General features: G+C 68.2%; 16 protein-coding genes. 6 read left to right on the forward strand and 10 right to left on the reverse strand.

The window, feature by feature from the left end:
• Positions 1–124: 124 nt before the first annotated feature.
• The 5 genes from PVT71_RS17960 to PVT71_RS17980 form a co-directional block, all read right to left on the reverse strand.
• Complete coding sequence (locus tag PVT71_RS17960) at positions 125–1,189, reverse strand: linear amide C-N hydrolase (RefSeq protein WP_353475437.1); 1,065 nt, start codon at positions 1,187–1,189, stop codon at positions 125–127.
• Positions 1,190–1,325: 136 nt separating this feature from the next.
• Positions 1,326–2,075, reverse strand: a complete 750-nt coding sequence (gene mtgA / locus PVT71_RS17965) for a monofunctional biosynthetic peptidoglycan transglycosylase (protein ID WP_353475438.1) — start codon at positions 2,073–2,075, stop codon at positions 1,326–1,328.
• Positions 2,076–2,189: 114 nt separating this feature from the next.
• Complete coding sequence (gltB, locus tag PVT71_RS17970; RefSeq protein ID WP_353475439.1) at positions 2,190–6,731, reverse strand: glutamate synthase large subunit; 4,542 nt, start codon at positions 6,729–6,731, stop codon at positions 2,190–2,192.
• A 136-nt stretch (positions 6,732–6,867) separates the two neighbouring features.
• On the reverse strand, positions 6,868–7,305 hold the full coding sequence (locus tag PVT71_RS17975; protein WP_353475440.1) for a GFA family protein: 438 nt from the start codon (positions 7,303–7,305) through the stop codon (positions 6,868–6,870).
• Positions 7,306–7,424: 119 nt separating this feature from the next.
• Positions 7,425–8,864, reverse strand: coding sequence for an NAD(P)-dependent oxidoreductase (locus tag PVT71_RS17980; RefSeq protein ID WP_353475441.1), 1,440 nt, complete (start codon positions 8,862–8,864; stop codon positions 7,425–7,427).
• A 226-nt stretch (positions 8,865–9,090) separates the two neighbouring features.
• On the opposite strand from PVT71_RS17980, the gene PVT71_RS17985 reads away from it, so the two are divergent.
• Complete coding sequence (locus PVT71_RS17985; protein ID WP_353475442.1) at positions 9,091–9,912, forward strand: undecaprenyl-diphosphate phosphatase; 822 nt, start codon at positions 9,091–9,093, stop codon at positions 9,910–9,912.
• A 250-nt stretch (positions 9,913–10,162) separates the two neighbouring features.
• Here the strand turns inward: PVT71_RS17985 and rlmH are convergent, their stop codons facing one another.
• Together rlmH and rsfS are read right to left on the reverse strand one after the other, a co-directional pair.
• Positions 10,163–10,633: a 23S rRNA (pseudouridine(1915)-N(3))-methyltransferase RlmH gene (rlmH, locus tag PVT71_RS17990; protein WP_353475443.1), complete on the reverse strand. Its 471-nt coding sequence runs from the start codon at positions 10,631–10,633 to the stop codon at positions 10,163–10,165.
• 13 nt (positions 10,634–10,646) lie between these two features.
• Entirely contained in the window at positions 10,647–11,018 is a 372-nt protein-coding gene (rsfS, locus tag PVT71_RS17995; RefSeq protein ID WP_353475444.1) for a ribosome silencing factor, read from the reverse strand.
• Between the two features lie 421 nt (positions 11,019–11,439).
• Here rsfS and PVT71_RS18000 point away from each other — a divergent pair, with 421 nt between their 5' ends.
• A complete protein-coding gene (locus tag PVT71_RS18000; protein WP_353475445.1) occupies positions 11,440–11,784 on the forward strand; it encodes an antibiotic biosynthesis monooxygenase in 345 nt (114 codons plus the stop codon).
• Between the two features lie 52 nt (positions 11,785–11,836).
• Here PVT71_RS18000 and PVT71_RS18005 read toward each other — a convergent pair whose 3' ends face one another.
• The 3 genes from PVT71_RS18005 to smpB all read right to left on the reverse strand — a co-directional run bounded on the left by PVT71_RS18005 (position 11,837) and on the right by smpB (position 14,454).
• Positions 11,837–13,021 (reverse strand): amino acid aminotransferase, encoded by a 1,185-nt coding sequence (locus PVT71_RS18005; protein ID WP_353475447.1) that lies wholly within the window; start codon positions 13,019–13,021, stop codon positions 11,837–11,839.
• Positions 13,021–13,878 (reverse strand): 3-mercaptopyruvate sulfurtransferase, encoded by an 858-nt coding sequence (gene sseA / locus PVT71_RS18010; protein ID WP_353475448.1) that lies wholly within the window; start codon positions 13,876–13,878, stop codon positions 13,021–13,023. The genes PVT71_RS18005 and sseA overlap by 1 nt, the downstream gene beginning before the upstream one ends.
• Positions 13,879–13,980: 102 nt before the next feature.
• Positions 13,981–14,454 (reverse strand): SsrA-binding protein SmpB, encoded by a 474-nt coding sequence (smpB, locus tag PVT71_RS18015; protein WP_353475449.1) that lies wholly within the window; start codon positions 14,452–14,454, stop codon positions 13,981–13,983.
• A gap of 332 nt (positions 14,455–14,786) precedes the next feature.
• On the opposite strand from smpB, the gene puuE reads away from it, so the two are divergent.
• From puuE to PVT71_RS18035, 4 genes are all read left to right on the forward strand, one after another.
• Complete coding sequence (puuE, locus tag PVT71_RS18020) at positions 14,787–16,199, forward strand: allantoinase PuuE (RefSeq protein ID WP_353475560.1); 1,413 nt, start codon at positions 14,787–14,789, stop codon at positions 16,197–16,199.
• A 5-nt stretch (positions 16,200–16,204) separates the two neighbouring features.
• Entirely contained in the window at positions 16,205–17,047 is an 843-nt protein-coding gene (locus tag PVT71_RS18025; RefSeq protein ID WP_353475450.1) for a bifunctional allantoicase/(S)-ureidoglycine aminohydrolase, read from the forward strand.
• Positions 17,044–17,541: an ureidoglycolate lyase gene (locus PVT71_RS18030; protein WP_353475452.1), complete on the forward strand. Its 498-nt coding sequence runs from the start codon at positions 17,044–17,046 to the stop codon at positions 17,539–17,541. The genes PVT71_RS18025 and PVT71_RS18030 overlap by 4 nt, the downstream gene beginning before the upstream one ends.
• An 86-nt stretch (positions 17,542–17,627) precedes the next feature.
• On the forward strand, positions 17,628–18,995 hold the full coding sequence (locus tag PVT71_RS18035; protein ID WP_353475453.1) for a nucleobase:cation symporter-2 family protein: 1,368 nt from the start codon (positions 17,628–17,630) through the stop codon (positions 18,993–18,995).
• Positions 18,996–19,009: the final 14 nt, after the last annotated feature.

Consider the following 19,009-nt stretch of genomic DNA (forward strand, 5'->3'; position numbering starts at 1 on the left):
ATGCGGACACGGGCGGGTGATGGCCGGGACGGCGCGGAAAGAGGGGGGCTCCGCCCCCGCGGCGCCGCTGCGCGGCGCGCTCCCCCGGCGTAATTCGAAAGAGAAGAAGGGCGCGCCGCCGCGGTCAGAGGCCGAGGAAGCGGAAGGGCTCGGTCTCGGAGAAGCTGTCGTTGGCGAGGCCCGAGTAGGTGTGGCTCTGCTGCGGGCCGAGGTCGAGGCGCAGCACCTTGCCGGTGCCGGGCGCGAGGTCGAACCGCGCGAGGTCGACCCAGAAGGTGTTCGGGGTCAGCGCGGATTCGAAGAAGTAGCGCAGCCGCTTGTGGTCGGCGACGGTGCGCCAGCGCGTCGAGGAGATGTTGGGCTCGTCCGGCGTGGTGATGCCGTAGGGCACCGAGGCGTTGCGGATCACCCCGAAGACGCTGGCGAGGGTCTCGACCGGGTCTTCGGTCTTGGGGATGGCGTTCACGTAGAAGGAGGCGCGCGCGAAGCGGTCCGAGGCGCGGTTGGTGCCGGGCAGCATCACCGTGCCGCCGATCTGCCGCCAGTAGCTTTCCAGCGCCAGCTGCTGCTCGAAGATCGGCGAGTTGGTCATCACCTGGTAGTCGCGGCTGTGGTGGATCACCTGCCGGCCGCCGATATACTCGATGATGGCGCTGTCGCCGCTGCTGTCCGAGATCGACAGGTGCAGCGTCGCCAGCCGGTCCTCGCCGGGCACGGTGTCGGTGACGAGGGTGAAGGGCTCGGTCTCGAGCACGGCCACCGCCTCGGCGACGGTGGCGAAATTGTCGAGCACGTATTGCGTCCAGGCGGCGATGCTGAGCCCGGTCTGGCTGCCGTCGAAGGCGGGATACTCGGATTCCACCAGCCAGAGCAGGTTCGCCACCAGCCCCGCCTCGTTCATCCCGTCGGTGGTGGCGATGTCATAGGCCGAGGCGATGACGCTGCCGTATTTCGAGGTCCAGGTGATCGCGTTCGGCCCGGCCTCGCCGTTGCGCTCCATGCCGCGCGGGAAGACCCAGAGATTGGTGCCGATGTCGCTGCGCCAGTCCATCGAGCGGGCGGTGACGATCTGATCGGCGGCGCCGTGGTAGACCAGCCGGGTGCAGGCGTCGGCGATGCCGGCAAGGCCGAGACCGGCGGCCAGCGTGGCGGCGACGAGCGGTTTGAGAGGGGGGAGCATGCGGGGCATATCAATCTCTTCTTCTGTCAAATGCAGGGGGCACCGGCGCGCGGGCCGGCGGAACGTCTTCAACCAATGCGGGAAGTATGGCGGCGCCGCCGCGGGATGACAACCGCGGCGCGCCAACGCCAGGCGGCGCCGGGCGCTACTCGAAGCAGCGCGCGCGGCCGTCGCGGGCGATGGTGGCGGCGCCGTCGCGGATCTGCCCGGCGCGGCGCTGCACGAAATTCGACGGCTTCGAGGCCGAGCGGCTCTTGGGATCGGGCAGGATGGCGGCGAGCCGCGCCGCCTGCGTCGAGCTGAGCTCCGAGGGCGCGACGCCGAAGTAATGCTCCGAGGCCGCCTTGATGCCGAAGACGCCCTCGTCGAACTCGGCGATGTTCATATAGACCTCGAGGATGCGCCGCTTCGGCCAGAGCGCCTCCATCAGCGGGGTCAGCGCCGCCTCGAGCGCCTTGCGCGGCCAGCTGCGCCCCTGCCAGAGGAAGGCGTTCTTCACCACCTGCTGGCTGATCGTCGAGGCGCCGCGGTTGCCGCCCTCGGCGATCGCCGCGCGGATCGCCCGCATGTCGAAGCCCCAGTGGGTGCAGAAGTTCGCATCCTCGGCGGCGACCAGCGCGCGCAGCGCCACCGGCGCCACGTCCTCGGCATCGACCCATTCGTAGTCCACCGGGGCGCCGAGCCTGCGCCCCTCGCTCCACATGTAGAGGCTGCCGGGCGGGTTCACGAAGCGGTAGGCGATGACAGCGAGGCAGAGCAGCAGCGCCAGCGCCAGCGCCGCCTGCACCGCGCGCGCCGCGAGGCCGCGCAGCGGCTTCCGCCGCCGTCCCGTCCTGCCTGCGCCCCTTGCGGCGGTCTTCGATGTGCCCTTGGTGGTCTTTGCTGCTCGCGCCATGCGACAGATTTACACGGGAGCGGGGGCGCGGGAAAGCACCCTGCGCGCGCGGCGTAACGGAAAACGCCCGGACATTCGTCCGGGCGCGTTCACGTTTCGCTCAGGGCTGGCGGATCACTCCGCCGGCACCGCGAGGTCGGCCTCGATGCCCAGCGGATGCGGCAGCTTGTTCAGCATCTCGCTCGGGCAGACCTGCACGAAGCGGGCCTTCTCGGACTCCCAGTTCTGCAGGATGTCCAGCGCCTTGCGGCTGCCGGTCTCGGTCGCGTGGCGCTCGACGAGGCCCTTCAGCTCGGCCTCCCAATGCGCTTCACCCACCGCGCAGGTCACCAGGCTCTCCATGTTCATCAGGTCGGGGGTCAGCCCTTCCGGATCGTAGAGATAGGCCATGCCGCCGGTCATGCCCGCGCCGAAGTTGGCGCCGATCGGGCCGAGGATCACCGCGACGCCGCCGGTCATGTACTCGCAGCCGTTCGAGCCGCAGCCCTCGACCACCACCTTGGCGCCGGAGTTCCGCACCGCGAAGCGCTCGCCCGCCTTGCCCGCGGCAAAGAGGTAGCCGTCGGTCGCGCCGTAGAGCACGGTGTTGCCGATGATGGTGTTCTCGGACGCGGTCAGCGGCGAGTTCATCGGCGGACGCACGACGATGGTGCCGCCCGACAGGCCCTTGCCCACGTAGTCGTTGGCATCGCCCGACACTTCCAGCTTGAGCCCCGGGGCCGCGAAGGCGCCCAGCGACTGGCCGGCGGAGCCGGTGAGCTTCACGTGCAGGTGGTCGGGCTGCAGCGCGTTGCGCATGCCGAACTTGCTGACGATGTGGCTCGAGGTGCGCGTGCCCACGGTCCGGTGCGTGTTCTGCACCGCGTAGGAGAGCTGCATCTTCTCGCCGTCCTGCAGGAAGCGGCTGCCGTCGCGCACGATCTCGGCGTCGAGCGTGTCGGGCACCACGTTCCGGTCCTTGGAACGGTTGTAGACGATGTCGTCGGCCCCATCCACGCGGATCAGCAGCGGGTTGAGGTCGAGGTCATCGAGATGCTCGGCACCCCGGCTGACCTGGCTCAGGAGGTCGGCACGGCCGATCACGTCGTTCAGCGAGCGCGCGCCGATCGAGGCGAGGATCTCGCGCACCTCGGTGGCGTAGAAGGTGATCAGGTTCACCACCTTCTCGGCGTTGCCGGTGAACTTGGCGCGCAGGCTCTCGTCCTGCGTGCAGACGCCCACCGGGCAGGTGTTCGACTGGCACTGGCGGACCATGATGCAGCCCATGGCGATCAGCGCGGCGGTGCCGATGCCGAACTCCTCGGCGCCGAGCATCGCGGCCATGACGATGTCACGCCCGGTGCGCAGCCCGCCATCGGTGCGCAGCGTCACCCGGTCGCGCAGCTTGTTCATCGCCAGCACCTGGTGCGCCTCGGTGAGGCCCATCTCCCACGGCAGGCCCGCGTATTTGATCGAGGTCGCCGGCGAGGCGCCGGTGCCGCCGTTGTGGCCCGAGATCAGGATGATGTCGGCCTTCGCCTTGGCGACGCCCGCGGCGATGGTGCCGACGCCCGACGAGGCCACCAGCTTCACCGTCACCTTGCAGCGCGGGTTGATCTGCTTGAGATCGTAGATCAGCTGCGCGAGGTCCTCGATCGAGTAGATGTCGTGGTGCGGCGGCGGCGAGATCAGCGTCACGCCCTCGGTCGAATGGCGCAGACGGGCGATCAGCTTGGTCACCTTCATGCCGGGCAGCTGGCCACCCTCGCCGGGCTTGGCGCCCTGCGCGACCTTGATCTCGAGCTCCTCGCAGTGGTTCAGGTACTCGGCGGTGACGCCGAAGCGGCCGGATGCCACCTGCTTGATCTTCGCAGACGGGTTGTCGCCGTTCGGCTCGGGCACGAAGTGCGCCGGATCCTCGCCGCCCTCACCGCTGTCCGACTTGGCGCCGATGCGGTTCATCGCGACGTTCAGCGTCTTGTGCGCCTCGGGCGAGAGTGCCCCCAGCGACATGCCCGGCGTCACGAAACGCTTGCGGATCGAGGTGATGGATTCCACCTCCTCCAGCGGCACGGCATCGCCCAGCGGCTTGATGTCCAGCAGGTCGCGCAGGTGGATCGGCGGGTTGGCCCGCATCGCCTTGGAATAGGTCTTCCACAGCTCGTAGCTGGCCTTGTTGCAGGCCGCCTGCAGCAGGTGCATGTTCTGCGCGCCCCAGGCATGGGTCTCGCCGGACTTGCGGGCCTTGTAGAAGCCGCCGATCGGCAGCACGTCGCGGCCCCCCTTGAAGCCGAGCGCGTGGACCTCTTCCGCCTTCTGCTGGATGCCGTGCACGCCGATGCCCGAGATCCGCGACAGCATGCCGGGGAAATACTCGGCGCACATGGCGCGCGACAGGCCCACGGCCTCGAAGTTGAGACCGCCGCGATAGGACGAGATCACCGAGATGCCCATCTTGGACATGATCTTCAGCAGGCCCTGGTCGATGGCCTCGCGGTAGCGCGCCACGGCCTCGGTCAGGCTGCCGTCGATCAGGCCGCGCGCGATGCGGTCGGCGATGCTGTCCTCGGCGAGGTAGGGGTTCACGATGGTCGCGCCGCAGCCGACCAGCACCGCGAAGTAATGCGGGTCGATGCATTCCGCCGAGCGCACGCCCAGCGAGCAGAACGTCCGCAGGCCCTTCTTGGTCAGCCAGCTGTGCACCGCCGAGGTGGCGAGGATCATCGGCATGGCGACCTTGCCCTCGCCCTGGTGATGATCGGTCAGCACGATGTGGCCGCCGCCCGAGCGCACGGCATCCTCGGCCTCGGCCCGGATGCGGGCGAGCCCGTCACGCAGCGCGCCCTCGCCGGCATCGGCGGGGAAGGTGCAGTCGATCTCGACGAGGCCGACGGCGAAGTGCTTGGTCAGCTCCTCGAACTGCGCGTTGGCGACGAAGGGCGTGTCCAGCACGAGGATCTCGGTCTGCGCCGAGCTCTCGTCGAGCACGTTCTTGAGGTTGCCGAAGCGGGTCTTCAGCGACATCACGCGATACTCGCGCAGCGAGTCGATCGGCGGGTTGGTCACCTGGCTGAAGTTCTGGCGGAAGAAGTGGCTCAGCGGCCGGTACTTCTTGGACAGAACGGCAGACGGCGTGTCGTCGCCCATCGAGGCGAGCATTTCCTTGCCGTCCTCGGCCATGGCCGAGAGCGACTGCTCGAGCTCCTCGATGCTGTAGCCCGCGGCGATCTGGCGCTTGCGCAGCTCCGCACCCGAGAAGAGCGGCTTCTCGGTGACCTTGGCGAGGCTCTCGTCAAGCTCGGTGATCTTGCCGACCCATTCGCCGAAGGGCTGCGAGGCCGCCAGACGGTCCTTGATCTCGGTGTCGCGGTAGAGCTTGCCCTCTTCCATGTCGACGGCAATGAGCTGGCCCGGGCCAAGCGCGCCCTTCTCGCGGACGGTCGACTCGTCGACCGGCACCATGCCCGCCTCGGACCCGGCGATCAGCAGCCCGTCGCCGGTGACGACGTAGCGCATCGGGCGCAGGCCGTTGCGGTCGAGGCCGCCGCAGACCCAGCGACCGTCGGTCATCGCCAGCGCCGCCGGGCCGTCCCAGGGCTCCATCACCGAGTTCACGTAGGAATACATGTCGAGCCAGGCCTGCGGCAGCTCCACCGCCTGCTTCGACCAGGCCTCGGGGATCAGCATGGTCTTGGCCATCGGCGCGTTGCGCCCGGCGCGGACCAGCACCTCGAACACCGCGTCGAGCGCGGCGGAGTCCGACGCCCCCTGCGCGATGATCGGCTTGATGTCCTCGGCCATCTCTCCGAAGGTCGCCGAGGCCATGCGGATCTCGTGCGACTTCATCCAGTTGGTGTTGCCCTTGATGGTGTTGATCTCGCCGTTGTGGGCAAGCATCCGGAAGGGCTGCGCGAGCCACCACTGCGGGAAGGTGTTGGTCGAATAGCGCTGGTGGTAGATCGCGAAGGCGGACTCGAAGCGCTCGTCCTGCAGGTCCGGGTAGAACACGGCGACCTGCTCGGCCAGCATCATGCCCTTGTAGATGATCGACCGGCAGGACAGCGAGGCGATGTAGAGCCCGCCCACGCCCGCGGCAGCCGCGGCCTTCTCGATCCGGCGGCGGATGACGTAGAGCTCGCGCTCGAAGGTCTCTTCATCGACGCCCTTGGCGTTCGAGATGAGGATCTGCTCGATCTCGGGACGGGTCGCGTTGGCCTTCTCGCCAAGGCAGTCGACGCTGACCGGCACGTGGCGCCAGCCGTAGATGTAATAGCCAAGGCGCAGCACCTCGGTCTCGACGATGGTCCGGCAGGTCTCCTGCGCGGCGAAGTCGGTGCGCGGCAGGAAGACCTGGCCGACGGCCATCAGCTCGTCCTTGCGCGGCGCGTGGCCGGTGCGCTCGATCTGGTCGTAGAAGAACGAGACGGGGATCTGCACATGGATGCCCGCGCCGTCGCCGGTCTTGCCGTCGGCGTCCACGGCACCGCGGTGCCAGATCGCCTTCAGCGCGGTGATGCCTGCCTCGACAACCCTGCGCGACGGTCTCCCGTCGATGGAGACGACGAGGCCGACGCCGCAGGAAGAGTGCTCATGCTCTTCGCGGAACAGGCCGTTCTCCTCCATCCACTTGCGCTTGGCTTCCTCTGCGGCAACCCAGTTGGCGTCGAAAGTGGTCATGGCTATGCACCTCCATGGAGGGCCGCTTGCGCGGCCGGGATACGTGGCTGGCGCGCAGGTCGCGCCGAATGAGATGGCGCAGGGTCGCGCCGGAATAAGGTTCGCGGCTCGGGCGCCGCTTGGTCTGTCCTGCGGCTCAGGCGCCGCTGACGTCCGCGCCGAACTTCTTCAGCGTCTCGGCGCGGGTGTATTTCGGGTGGTCCCCGGTGAGCCCCCAGCTGTCCGGCTTCTCGTCCGAGAAGATCTCGCTCTTCATCTCGAACCCGTTGCCGTCATCCAGAAGCCCGAGGCAGACCTCGTAGCCCCCTGCCCCGTCGACGCCCTTGTCGTAGCGGTACCAGAGCACCGAGCCGCAGGTGCCGCAGAAGTGGCGCGAGGCCCAGCTCGAGCTGCGGAAGCTGCGGATCGCCTCGGCCCCCTCGATCTGCATCGCCGCCTCGTCGACGTTCACCGCGAAAAGCGCCGATCCCGCCCAGCGGCGGCACTGCTCGCAGTGGCACACGCCGAAACTGCCGAACCCGGTCACGGTGAAGCGCACCGCGCCGCAAAGGCATTGTCCGGTCTTCTGCGTCATGCACCGCTCCTTTCTCGGCGAGGGTCAGCGCTGCTGACCTGCCCTCGGGGCCTTGTTTCGGGGGATGCACGCCCCATGCGCATATCCTGTGCATGGGATGTGCATGATATCTGCCGGGCTCACTCGGCGGCGATCGCCGCCAGCTTGTCGAGGTCCTTCAGCACGTGCTCGGCGCAGTCGCGGCCGTCGCGGATCGCCCAGACCACCAGCGACGCACCGCGCACGATGTCGCCCACGGCATAGACGCCCGGCAGCGCGGTCCGGCCCGAGGTGAACTCGGCCTTCACCGTGCCCCAGCGGGTGACTTCCAGCTCCGGCGCGCCCCAGAGCGTCTGCAGCTCCTCGGGCTCGAAGCCGAGCGCCTTGATCACCAGGTCGGCGGGCTCGTCGTAGTCCGAGCCGTCGATCAGCTCGGGCGACTGGCGGCCGGTGGAGTCGGGCAGGCCGAGGCGCATCTTCTGGACGATGACGGCCTCGACCGCCGCGTCGCCCTTGAAGCCCTTCGGCGCGGTCAGCCACTCGAACTGCACGCCCTCTTCCTCGGCGTTCGCGGTCTCGCGCTGCGAGCCGGGCATGTTGGCGCGGTCGCGGCGATAGAGGCACTTCACGCTCTCGGCGCCCTGGCGGATCGCGGTGCGCAGGCAGTCCATGGCGGTGTCGCCGCCGCCGATGACCACGACGCGCTTGCCCTTGGCGTTGAGCTCGCCGCTCTCGTACTCGGGCACGCTGTCGCCGAAGTTGGCGGTGCGGTTCGAGGCGGTGAGGTAGTCGATCGCCTTGACGATGCCCTTGGCATCGGCGCCCGGGCCGCGCAGGTCGCGCGACTTGTAGACGCCGGTGGCGATGATCACCGCGTCATGCTTGTCGCGGATCTCGTCGAAGGAGATGTCCTGGCCGACGTTGCAGTTGAAGACGAAGCGCACGCCGCCGTCCTCGAGCTGCTTGATGCGGCGCATCACCACGTCCTTCTCGAGCTTGAAGCCCGGGATGCCGTAGGTCAGCAACCCGCCGCCACGGTCGTAGCGGTCATAGACGACAACCTGCACGCCGGCGCGGCGCAGCATGTCGGCCGCGGCAAGCCCGCCCGGGCCCGCGCCGATGATGCCGGCGCTCTCGGCGCGCTCGACCACCGGGGCGGCGGGCTTCACCCAGCCCTGCTCCCAGGCGGTGTCGGTGATGTATTTTTCGACAGAGCCGATGGTCACAGTGCCGTGACCGGACTGCTCGATCACGCAGTTGCCCTCGCACAGACGGTCCTGCGGGCAGATGCGGCCGCAGATCTCAGGGAAGGTGTTGGTCGCCTGGCTGATCTCGTAGGCTTCCTGCAGACGGCCGGTCGCGGTGAGGTTCAGCCAGTCGGGGATGTTGTTGTGCAGCGGGCAATGGGACTGGCAGTAGGGCACGCCGCACTGGCTGCAGCGGCTCGCCTGCTCCTCGGCCTTGGCCTTTGCAAACTCAGCATAAATTTCGTCGAAGTCGTGGCTGCGTACACTCGCCTCCCGCTTCTCGGGCATGTCGCGCTCGATCTTCACGAATTTCAGCATGGGTTGCTTTGCCATGATGCCTTGTCTCCAAGCAAATCAATCGGTCGCGTCTCCTTACTTAAAGTCGAAACCGAATAAAAGTCACACATGCTGACCTATATTGAGAAAAATTCGGCCGGAAGCCGCGCGCGACCCTCAAGTTGATCAAAAAATAGGTCCGAAACCGGACCAATTTCGCGCTTTCCCCCTGAAAACCAAGGGCCTATAGCGAGAGGGGCCATTATACCGGAGACCAGCATAAATGCCCCTGTCTCAACTGATTATTCTCGCTCTCATCCAGGGTATCACCGAGTTTCTGCCGATTTCCTCATCAGGTCACCTGATTCTCCTGCCCAGCCTGACCGGCATGCAGGACCAGGGCCAGGTGATCGACGTGGCGGTGCACGTCGGCACGCTCTTCGCGGTCGTGCTCTACTTCTGGTCGGACGTGCGCGACGGCATCGCCGGCATCCCGCGCATGCTGACCGGCCGGATCGACACCCCCGGCTCCAGGCTCGCCTTCCTGCTCGCCGTCGCCACGGTGCCGGTGATCCTCGTCGGGCTCATCCTCAACCTCACCGGCCTTTCGGACATGATGCGCTCGCCCGCGGTGATCGGCTGGACCATGCTGGTCTTCGGCATCGTGCTCTGGTGGGCCGACCAGAAGGGCCCGCAGGAGAAGACCGAGGCCGACTGGAACCTGCCCGACGCGATCAAGCTCGGCCTCTGGCAGGCGGTGGCGCTGATTCCCGGCACCTCGCGCTCGGGCATCACCATCACCGGCGCGCGGCAGATGGGCTACAGGCGCCATGACGCGGCAAAGATCTCGATGCTCATGTCGATCCCGACCATCCTCGCCTCGGGCATCCTGCTCGGCGCCGAGGTGATCGGCAGCGCCGACGCGCAGGCCGCCAGGGACGGCGCCATCGCCGCCGGATTCGCCTTCGTCTCGGCACTGCTCGCGCTGACGCTGATGATGCGCCTGCTGCGCTCGGTGAGCTTCACCCCCTACGTGATCTACCGGGTGATCCTCGGGCTTTTCCTGCTCTTCTACGTCTACGTGCTCGGCGCGCCGGCCGCCTGACGGCCGCCGGACATGGAAAGGCCCCGGAGTTCGGGGAAACTCCGGGGCCGTTGATCTGCCCGGGACCGGCGGGGGAGCCGGCAGGGACAGTAATGGGGCAGTCAACCTCGCTCGTCTTCACAGCTGCGCGACGGTGCGATAAGTGCAGCTAAATCAGGGATTTCGGGCTTTGCAACGCGGGGTTTGCATTCGCGCGGATTCCCGCCGTAGGCGAGTCGCCCGACCGGCAAGAAACTGCCGATACGTAAAGTCAGACCCGGTGGTAGGGACTGCCCGAAAGAATTGACGCGGCGCGGTAGAGCTGCTCCGAGAGCATGACCCGCACCAGCATGTGCGGCCAGACCATCTGTCCGAAGGAAAGTGCAAGGTCCGCCTCGGCGCGCAGGCCGGGATCGATTCCATCCGCGCCGCCGATCACGAAGGCCAGGTCCCCCAGCCCGCCGTCGCGCAGATCGCCAAGCTGGCGCGCGAAATCCGGCGAGCTCGTCACCCGGCCGCGCTCGTCGAGGATGCAGAGCCGGGCCCCCGCGGGAATCGCCTTGCGCAGCAGCGCGGCCTCGGCGGCCATGCCGCCGCCCTTGCGGTCCTCGACCTCGGTCACCGTCACCGGACCCAGCCCCAGCGCCCGACCTGTCCGGTCGAAGCGCTTGAGATAATCGTCAATCAGGTCGCGCTCGGGGCCAGACCGCAGCCGGCCCACGACGCAGAGATGCACGCGCATGAGCGCTCCCTAGTCAGGTCGCGCTCTGGGTCACCTTGCCCAGCGGCATCCACATCTTCTCGAGCTGGTAGAACTCGCGCACTTCCGGGCGGAACACGTGGACGATCACGTCGCCCGCGTCGATCAGCACCCAGTCGCCGGTCTCCTCGCCCTCGGTCTTCGAGGGAATGCCCAGCTCGTGTTTCAGATCCTCGGCGAGCTTCTGCGCGATCGAGGCCACCTGCCGCGAGGAACGTCCCGAGCAGATCACCATATGATCGCAGACGGAGGTCTTGCCGCGCAGGTCGATCTGCACGGTTTCTTCCGCCTTGTTGTCGTCGAGAGACTTGAGGACCGCAGCAAGGACATCCTCGCTCGTGACCCCGGTGTGGGTGAGCCCCGTCATGGGCATCCCCGCATCTGCGGCGCCGGCCGCATCGGCAGTAAGTGACAGGACATTGTCCTCCTTGATTGCACGCGCCGAATGTGACCCCGGCGCCGGGCCCTTTAAAGATAGCATCGCAGAGGGGTTTTCTCAACGTTGCGGCGAAAGATCGCCCTTTATCCGGGACAGCCGCCTGATTCAACGGTCAAAACACAGGGGCCCTCGGCGCCGACTCGGCCCCGCCCCGCCGCCGCGCTGCCAGCACGGTCGCGCCATGCGTACTTTTGAAGAGAAGAAGCAGGGGCCCTGCCCTTCTTCTCTTTCCAAATACGCGGCGCGGCGCCTCCGCGGGCGGGGCGGCCCGGCAGGCGCGCGGCGCCGGAACGGGCTTGCCAAGCGCCGCGCCCGCTGCGCAACCTGCCGCGCAACAAGGAGTTTTGCCATGATCGCCATCATCTTCGAGGTCGTCCCCGCGGAGGGCCGCAAGCAGGACTACCTCGACATCGCCGCCGCCATGCGCCCGATGGTCGAGGAGGTCGAGGGCTTCCTCTCGGTCGAGCGCTTCCAGAGCCTCACCAACCCCGACAAGCTGCTCTCGATCAGCTTCTTCGAGGACGAGGCGGCGGTGCAGCGCTGGCGGACCCTCGCCGCGCATCGCGGCGCGCAGAAGGCCGGGCGCGAGGGAATCTTCGCGGGCTACCGGCTCAAGGTCTGCCAGGTGCTGCGCGACTACGGCATGGACGACCGCGCCGAGGCGCCGCGGGACAGCCTCGCCGAGCACGGCTGAAACGCAAGACGCGGGCCCGAAGGCCCGCGTTTCCAACCCGGGACGCCGGGGCTCAGATGCCCGACTTGATGATCGCTTCCGCGAGGATCGGCACGGTGGTCCTGTTCAGCCCCGCGATGTTCAGGCGCGAGTCGCCCACCATGTAGATGCCGTGGTCGCGGCGCAGCGTCTCGACCTGGTCGGGGCTGGCCCCGAGGCGCGAGAACATGCCGCGGTGCTGGGCGATGAAGCCGAAGCGGTCCGAGCCCGCGAGGCGCTGCAGCTCCGAGGCCAGCTGCTCGCGCAGCCCCAGCATCGACAGGCGCACCTCTTCCAGCTCGGCGGCCCAGTCGGCGCGCAGCTCGGGATCGGTCAGCACCATGGTCACCAGCCGCGCGCCGTGATCCGGCGGGAAGGAGTAGTTCTGGCGGTTGAGGTAGTTCAGCGTGCCCTGGTTCAGCGTCTTGGCCGAGGCGTCGTTGCTGACCGCCATCAGGAGGCCGGTGCGCTCACGGTAGATGCCGAAGTTCTTCGAGCAGGAGGCGGCGATCAGGCACTCGGGCACCGAGGAGGCGACAAGGCGCACGCCCGCCGCGTCTTCCTCGAGACCGTCACCGAAGCCCTGGTAGGCGATGTCGATCATCGGCGTGCCCTGCTTCTCGAGCAGCAGGTCGACCACGGCCTTCCACTGCGAGATGTTCAGGTTCGCGCCGGTCGGGTTGTGGCAGCAGCCGTGCAGCAGCACCACGTCGCCCGGCAGCACCTGCTGCAGGTCGGCGATCATGCCCACGAAGTCCACGCCGCGGGTCTCGGCGTCGAAGTAGCGGTAGGAGACGACCTCGAGCCCCATGTGCTTGAGGATCGACAGGTGGTTCGGCCAGGTCGGATCCGAGACGAAGACGCGCGCCCTGGGGTTGGCCATCTTGATCATGTCGAAGGCCTGGCGCACCGCGCCGGTGCCGCCCGGGGTCGCGGCCGCCGCCACGTTCTCGAACGGAACCGCGTCGCCCAGCACCAGCTTGCCCAGCGCCTCGGCAAAGGCCGGATCGCCGGCGAGGCCGGTATAGGACTTGGTGGTCTCACTCTCCCAGAGCTGCTTTTCCGCCGCCTTGATGGCGCGCATGACCGGCGTGTTGCCGCTGGCGTCCTTGTAGACGCCGACCCCGAGGTCGATCTTCTGCGTGCGCGGGTCTTCCTTGTAGGCCTGCATCAGCATGAGGATCTTGTCGGCGGGTTGCTCTTTGAGAGTCTCGAACATCAGTTCTCTCCGGTGGCGACGGGCAGCGTGGGGAATTGCCCCCACTCGCTCCAGGACCCGTCATAAAGGGCGTGGTCGGTCTTGCCGAGGCGGGTCAGGGCAAGGCTCAGGATGGCGGCGGTGACACCCGATCCGCAGCTGGTGATCGCGGGCTTGCCGAGGTCGACCCCGGCGGCCTCGAAGGCGGCGCGCAGCGCCTCGGGCGATTTCATCGTCTGGTCGGGGTTGAGCAGCGTGCCGAAGGGCACGTTCTTCGAGCCGGGGATGTGGCCCGAGCGCAGGCCCGGGCGCGGCTCGGCCACCTCGCCGCGGAAGCGGGCGGGGGCACGGGCGTCGAGGATCTCGTGGTCGCGCAGCTTCGAGGCGGCGGAGACCTGCGTCACGTCCTTCACCAGGTGGTTCTGGCGGCGCACCATCATGTGGCGGTCGCGGATCACGGGGGGCAGGTCCTCGACCTCGCGCCCCTCGGACTGCCACTTGGGAAGCCCGCCGTCGAGCACGGCGATGTCGTCATGGCCCATCAGCTTGAACAGCCACCAGACGCGCGCGGAGGAAAACAGGCCGGTGCCGTCGTAGACGACGATCTGGTGCCCGTCGCCGACCCCCATGGCGCGCATCCGGGACATGAACTTGTCCACCGGCGGCACCATGTGCGGCAGGCTCGAGCGCAGGTCGGAGATCTCGTCGATGTCGAAGAAGCGGGCGCCGGGGATATGCGCGGCCTCGTACTCGGCCTTCGGATCGCGGCTGGATCCGGGCATGTACCAGCTCGCGTCGAGCAGGCGCAGGTCGGGATCTTTCAGGTGGCGTGCCAGCCAGTCGGTGGACACCAGCGTCTTGGGATCGTCACTTGCCATCACCTCTCCCCGGGGCTGTCAGCATCGCCTCGTCTCTACGGTGCCGGACCCGGACTCGCAAGGGTGCGATGCCCCGCAGAAGCCGGGACGGCGGGAGGGAGGTCAGCCGCGCTCCTTGAGCAGGCGCTGCTTCTGGCGGTTCCAGTCGCGCTGCGCCTCGGTCTCGCGCTTGTCGTGGTTCTGCTTGCCGCGCGCGATGCCGATCTTCAGCTTCACCACGCCCTTGTGGTTGAAGTACATGACCAGCGGCACGATCGTCATGCCCTTGCGCTGGGTCTCGTTCCACAGCCGCGAGAGCTCCTTCTTGGAGACCAGCAGCTTGCGGCGGCGGCGCTCCTCGTGCGGGAACATGGCGCGATTGTAGGGGGCGATGTAGGAGTTCACCAGCCACAGCTCGCTGTCCTCGACCGCCGCGTAGCTCTCGGCGATGTTCGAGCTGTTCTCGCGCAGGCTCTTCACTTCGGACCCGGTCAGGATGATACCGCATTCGATATCGTCCTCGATCGCGTAGTCGAAGCGCGCGCGCCGGTTCTCGGCGATGATCTTGTAGTTGGGGTCGGACTTCTGCTTGGCCATGATGGCTGCACATAGGGGCTGGGGGGCGATCTGTCCATATGGCACGGGGGAGCTCGTGGCAGGGAGAGGGCGCCGCCCACCGGGGAGAGCCGGTCCACATGAAGGTCCGGACCGTCCTTCCACATGGTCCAAATATCCCCGCCGGAGGCATCCGGCCCCTCGACCCGCGCGGCGCCGGGCGGGCGCGGCGCCTGCGCCACTTGTTCTTGCTCCTTTTTTCAGCGGTGCTAACAGGGAAGGCAAGGCGCGCGTCCCGGTGCGGGGCTTTGCGGTTCCGCCCGGCCCGGTGCGCCAGTATCGACAGGAGACGACCCATGCCAGAGGACCGGCAGATGCAGCGCTACCCCCGCAACATGATCGGGCACGGGCCCGACCGCCCCGACGCGCAATGGCCCGGCGGCGCGAAGATCGCCGTGCAGTTCGTGCTCAACTACGAGGAGGGCGGCGAGAACAGCATCCTGCACGGGGACGCGGCCTCCGAGGCCTTCCTGTCGGACATCGCGGGCGCGGCACAATGGCCCGGGCAGCGGCACTGGAACATGGAGTCGATCTACGAATACGGCGCCCGCGCCGGGTTCTGGCGGCTGCACCGGCTCTTCACCGGCTACGAGATCCCGCTCACCATCTACGGCGTCGCCACCGCCCTCGCACGCTCGCCCGAGCAGGTCGAGGCGATGAAGGACGCCGGCTGGGAGATCGCCTCGCACGGGCTGAAGTGGGTCGAGCACAAGGACATGCCCGAGGCCGAGGAGCGCGCCGCCATCGCCGAGGCGATCCGCCTGCACACCGAGGTCGTGGGCGCGCCGCCGCGCGGCTGGTACACCGGGCGTTGCAGCGCCAACACCGTCCGCCTCGTCGCCGAGACCGGGGCGATGGACTACATCTCCGACACCTACGACGACGACCTGCCCTACTGGCTCGAGGTGGACGGCCGCGACCAGCTGATCATCCCCTACACGCTCGAGGCCAACGACATGCGCTTCGCCACCTCGCCCGGCTGGATCGAGGGCGAGATGTTCTACACCTACCTCAAGGACGCGTTCGATGCGCTGATCGTCGAGGGAGAGGCGGGCAAGCCGGCGATGATGTCGGTCGGCTTGCACTGCCGCCTCATCGGCCGGCCGGGCAAGATGATGGGGCTCAAGCGCTTCCTCGACTACATCGGCGGCTTCGACGGGGTCTGGACCCCGACCCGGCTGGAGATCGCAGAGCATTGGGCGAAGGTGCATCCGCCGAAGACCGGCCCGCGCCCCTCGACCATGGACCGCGAGACCTTCGTCGGCACCTTCGGCGGCATCGTCGAGCATTCGCCCTGGGTCGCCGAGCGCGCCTTCGCGCTGGAGCTGGGCGCGGCGCATGACCGGCCCGCGGGGCTGGCCAACGCGCTCGCCCGCGTGCTGCGCACCGCGAGCCGCGAGGAACGGCTCGGCGTGCTGCAGGCGCACCCGGATCTTGCCGGCAAGCTGGCGCAGGCGAAGCGCCTCACCGACGAGAGCAGCGCCGAGCAGGCCAGCGCCGGGCTCGACGCGCTGACCGACGCCGAGCGCGCGCGCTTCACCGAGCTCAACGCCGCCTATGTCGGCAAGCACGGCTTCCCCTTCATCATCGCGGTGCGCGACCACGACAAGGCCGGCATCCTTGCCGCCTTCGAGCGACGCATCGCACAGGGCACCGAGACCGAGTTCGCCGAGGCCTGCCGCCAGGTCGAACGCATCGCCCGCCTGCGCCTGGAGGCAATCCTTTGAGCATCATGGACACCCCCCGTAGCTACGCCTTCCCGCCCGCCGGCATGCCGCCGCGCGAGGACAACCCGCAGGGCGCCGCAGTCTTCACCACCGCCTATGCCTTCCTGCCCGCCGGCACGATGCGCGACATCGTCACCTCGCTCCTGCCGGGCTGGACGCAGACCCGCGCCTGGATCATCGCCAAGCCGCTCTCGGGCTTTGCCGAGAGCTTCGCGCAATACGCAGTTGAACTGGCCCCGGGCGGCGGCAGCGACGGGCCCGAGCCCGATGCGCAGGCGCAGGCGGCGCTGCTGGTCACCGAGGGCACGGCGCGGCTGACCGTCGGCGGCACGGTGCACGACCTGCGTGCCGGTCACGTCGTCTACCTGCCGCCAAGCTCCGGCTGGACGATCTGGAACAGCGGCGGGACGCCCTGCAGGTTCCACTGGATCCGCAAGCGCTGGGAGGCGGCGCCGGGGGTCTCGGTGCCTCCGGTGATCGTCACCCATGACGACGAGGTCCCGGTGAACTGGATGGCCGGCTGCGAGGAGCTCTGGGGCACCCAGCGCTTCTTCGACCCCGCCGACATCCGCCACGACTTCCACGCCAATATCGTCACCTTCGGCAAGGGCGGGCGCATCCCCTTTGCCGAGACGCACGTGATGGAGCACGGGCTCTACGTGCTCGAGGGCCGCGCGAAGTACCTGCTCAACCAGGACTGGGTCGACGTCGGGCCCGGCGATTTCATGTGGCTGCGCGCCTTCTGCCCGCAGGCCTGCATCGTCGACGACAGCGCGCGCTTCCGCTACCTGCTCTACAAGGACGTGAACCGCCACGTCTCGCTGGCGCCGGTGGGGGCGGCGCGATGAGGGAGATCGCCGCGCGCCCGCTCACCGCCGAGGGTTTCGCGCCCTATGGCGAGGTGCTCGAGGTGAAAGGCGCCCCCGACAAGATCATCAACCAGGGGCTCTGCGGGCGGCACCACGACCGCGCCGGGATGGATTTCGGACCGGAGGGGCGGGCGGGCATCAGCCTCTTCGACGCCGAGCCGCGCGCCCTGCCCTACACCCTCGAACTGGTCGAGCGGCACCCCGAGGGCTCCCAGGCCTTCCTGCCGATGCACCAGAACGAGTGGCTGGTGATCGTGGCCGAGCCCGGCGAGGGGGAAAACGACGCGCCGGGCGCCATCCATGCCTTTGTCGCGGCGCCCGGACAGGGGATCAACCTGCGCCGCGGCACATGGCACGGGGTGCTGACGCCGTTGCACGCGCCGGGGCTCTTTGCCGTGGTCGACCGCATCGGGCATACGCCGAACCTCGAGGAACACTGGCTGGAGGAGCCGCTGCTGATCACCCGGGGCTGACCGGCCCCGTACCCCGCGCAGGCGCCCGGCAGAGGCGGCGGGTCATCTCATTTTCACGACGTGACAACGACGAGGGAGACGATGGAATGACTGACGCAACCGCCCCCAAGGGCCACCCGATCGGCACGCCGGAAGAGCTGATCAACCCCGACTACATGCCGCCGCTCGGCAAGGCGGTGCCGCTCGGGCTGCAGCACGTGCTGGCGATGTTCGCCTCGAACGTCACCCCGGCGATCATCATCGCCGGGGCGGCGGGCTTCGGCTACGGCTCGAACAGCCCCGACTTCCCCAACATGATCTACATGATCCAGATGGTGATGCTCTTCGCCGGGGTCGCCACGCTGTTCCAGACCATCGGCTTCGGCCGGGTAGGCGCGCGGCTGCCGATCGTGCAGGGCACGTCCTTTGCCTTCCTGCCGGTGATGATCCCGGCGGTGGCCGGACAGGGGGTCGCGGGCATGGCCGGGCTGATGACCGGCGTCGCGATCGGCGGGATGTTCCACTTCTGCCTCGGCTTCGTCGTCACCCGGATCCGCCACGCGCTGCCGCCGCTGGTCACCGGGCTCATCGTGCTTATGATCGGCCTCGCGCTGCTGAAGGTCGGCATCCAGTACGCCGCTGGCGGCGTGCCGAAGCTGGGCACGCCCGAGTTCGGCAGCCTCGCCATGTGGCTTCCGGCGCTTGTCGTCATCCTCGTGACGCTGGGGGTGAAGTTCTTCACCCGCGGGCTGCTGGCACTCTCGGCGGTGCTGGTCGGGCTGCTGGCGGGCTATCTCGTGGCGCTCGCCATGGGGCAGGTCAGCTTCGGCAACGTCGCCAATGCGCCGCTCTTCGAGCTGCCGATGCCGTTCCGCTGGGGCTTCGAGATCAACCCCGCGATCATCCTCGGCATGTGCTTCATGGCGGTTATCTCGGCGATCGAGACCGTGGGGGACGTGTCGGGCATCACCAAGGGTGGTGCCGGGCGCGAGGCCACCGACAGGGAGGTTGGCGGCGCCACTTTCGCCGACGGGCTGGGAACAGCCGTGGCCGGGGTCTTCGGCGGGCTGCCCAACACCTCGTTCAGCCAGAACGTCGGGCTTATCTCGATGACCGGGGTGATGAGCCGCCACGTCGTGACCATCGGCGCGCTCTTCCTGATCGTCTGCGGACTGGTGCCGAAGGTCGGCGCGGCGGTCTCGACCGTGCCGATCAACGTGCTCGGCGGCGGGGTCATCGTGATGTTCGGCATGGTCTGCGCGGCGGGGGTCAACATGCTCTCCGAGGTGGTCTGGAATCGCCGCAACATGGTGATCTTCGCGATCTCGCTCTCGGTCGGCTTCGGGCTCCAGCTCGAACCGAGCGCGCTGCAGCACCTGCCCCAGACGGCACAGGTGCTGCTGACATCCGGCCTGCTGCCGGCCGCGGGCCTGTCGATCCTGCTCAACCTCGTGCTGCCCGAGGAGCTGCACTGAGCAGGACCTGACCC

This window comes from Salipiger sp. H15, assembly GCF_040409955.1.
In the GTDB taxonomy this organism is placed as follows: domain Bacteria; phylum Pseudomonadota; class Alphaproteobacteria; order Rhodobacterales; family Rhodobacteraceae; genus Salipiger.

What these genes read in the sequence shown, in the direction of transcription:
- PVT71_RS17960 (WP_353475437.1), bottom strand. Translation starts at nt 1,189, where the DNA reads ATGCCCCGCATGCTCCCCCCTCTCAAACCGCTCGTCGCCGCCACGCTG.
- mtgA (WP_353475438.1), bottom strand. Translation starts at nt 2,075, where the DNA reads ATGGCGCGAGCAGCAAAGACCACCAAGGGCACATCGAAGACCGCCGCA.
- gltB (WP_353475439.1), bottom strand. Translation starts at nt 6,731, where the DNA reads ATGACCACTTTCGACGCCAACTGGGTTGCCGCAGAGGAAGCCAAGCGC.
- PVT71_RS17975 (WP_353475440.1), bottom strand. Translation starts at nt 7,305, where the DNA reads ATGACGCAGAAGACCGGACAATGCCTTTGCGGCGCGGTGCGCTTCACC.
- PVT71_RS17980 (WP_353475441.1), bottom strand. Translation starts at nt 8,864, where the DNA reads ATGGCAAAGCAACCCATGCTGAAATTCGTGAAGATCGAGCGCGACATG.
- PVT71_RS17985 (WP_353475442.1), top strand. Translation starts at nt 9,091, where the DNA reads ATGCCCCTGTCTCAACTGATTATTCTCGCTCTCATCCAGGGTATCACC.
- rlmH (WP_353475443.1), bottom strand. Translation starts at nt 10,633, where the DNA reads ATGCGCGTGCATCTCTGCGTCGTGGGCCGGCTGCGGTCTGGCCCCGAG.
- rsfS (WP_353475444.1), bottom strand. Translation starts at nt 11,018, where the DNA reads ATGACGGGGCTCACCCACACCGGGGTCACGAGCGAGGATGTCCTTGCT.
- PVT71_RS18000 (WP_353475445.1), top strand. Translation starts at nt 11,440, where the DNA reads ATGATCGCCATCATCTTCGAGGTCGTCCCCGCGGAGGGCCGCAAGCAG.
- PVT71_RS18005 (WP_353475447.1), bottom strand. Translation starts at nt 13,021, where the DNA reads ATGTTCGAGACTCTCAAAGAGCAACCCGCCGACAAGATCCTCATGCTG.
- sseA (WP_353475448.1), bottom strand. Translation starts at nt 13,878, where the DNA reads ATGGCAAGTGACGATCCCAAGACGCTGGTGTCCACCGACTGGCTGGCA.
- smpB (WP_353475449.1), bottom strand. Translation starts at nt 14,454, where the DNA reads ATGGCCAAGCAGAAGTCCGACCCCAACTACAAGATCATCGCCGAGAAC.
- puuE (WP_353475560.1), top strand. Translation starts at nt 14,787, where the DNA reads ATGCAGCGCTACCCCCGCAACATGATCGGGCACGGGCCCGACCGCCCC.
- PVT71_RS18025 (WP_353475450.1), top strand. Translation starts at nt 16,205, where the DNA reads ATGGACACCCCCCGTAGCTACGCCTTCCCGCCCGCCGGCATGCCGCCG.
- PVT71_RS18030 (WP_353475452.1), top strand. Translation starts at nt 17,044, where the DNA reads ATGAGGGAGATCGCCGCGCGCCCGCTCACCGCCGAGGGTTTCGCGCCC.
- PVT71_RS18035 (WP_353475453.1), top strand. Translation starts at nt 17,628, where the DNA reads ATGACTGACGCAACCGCCCCCAAGGGCCACCCGATCGGCACGCCGGAA.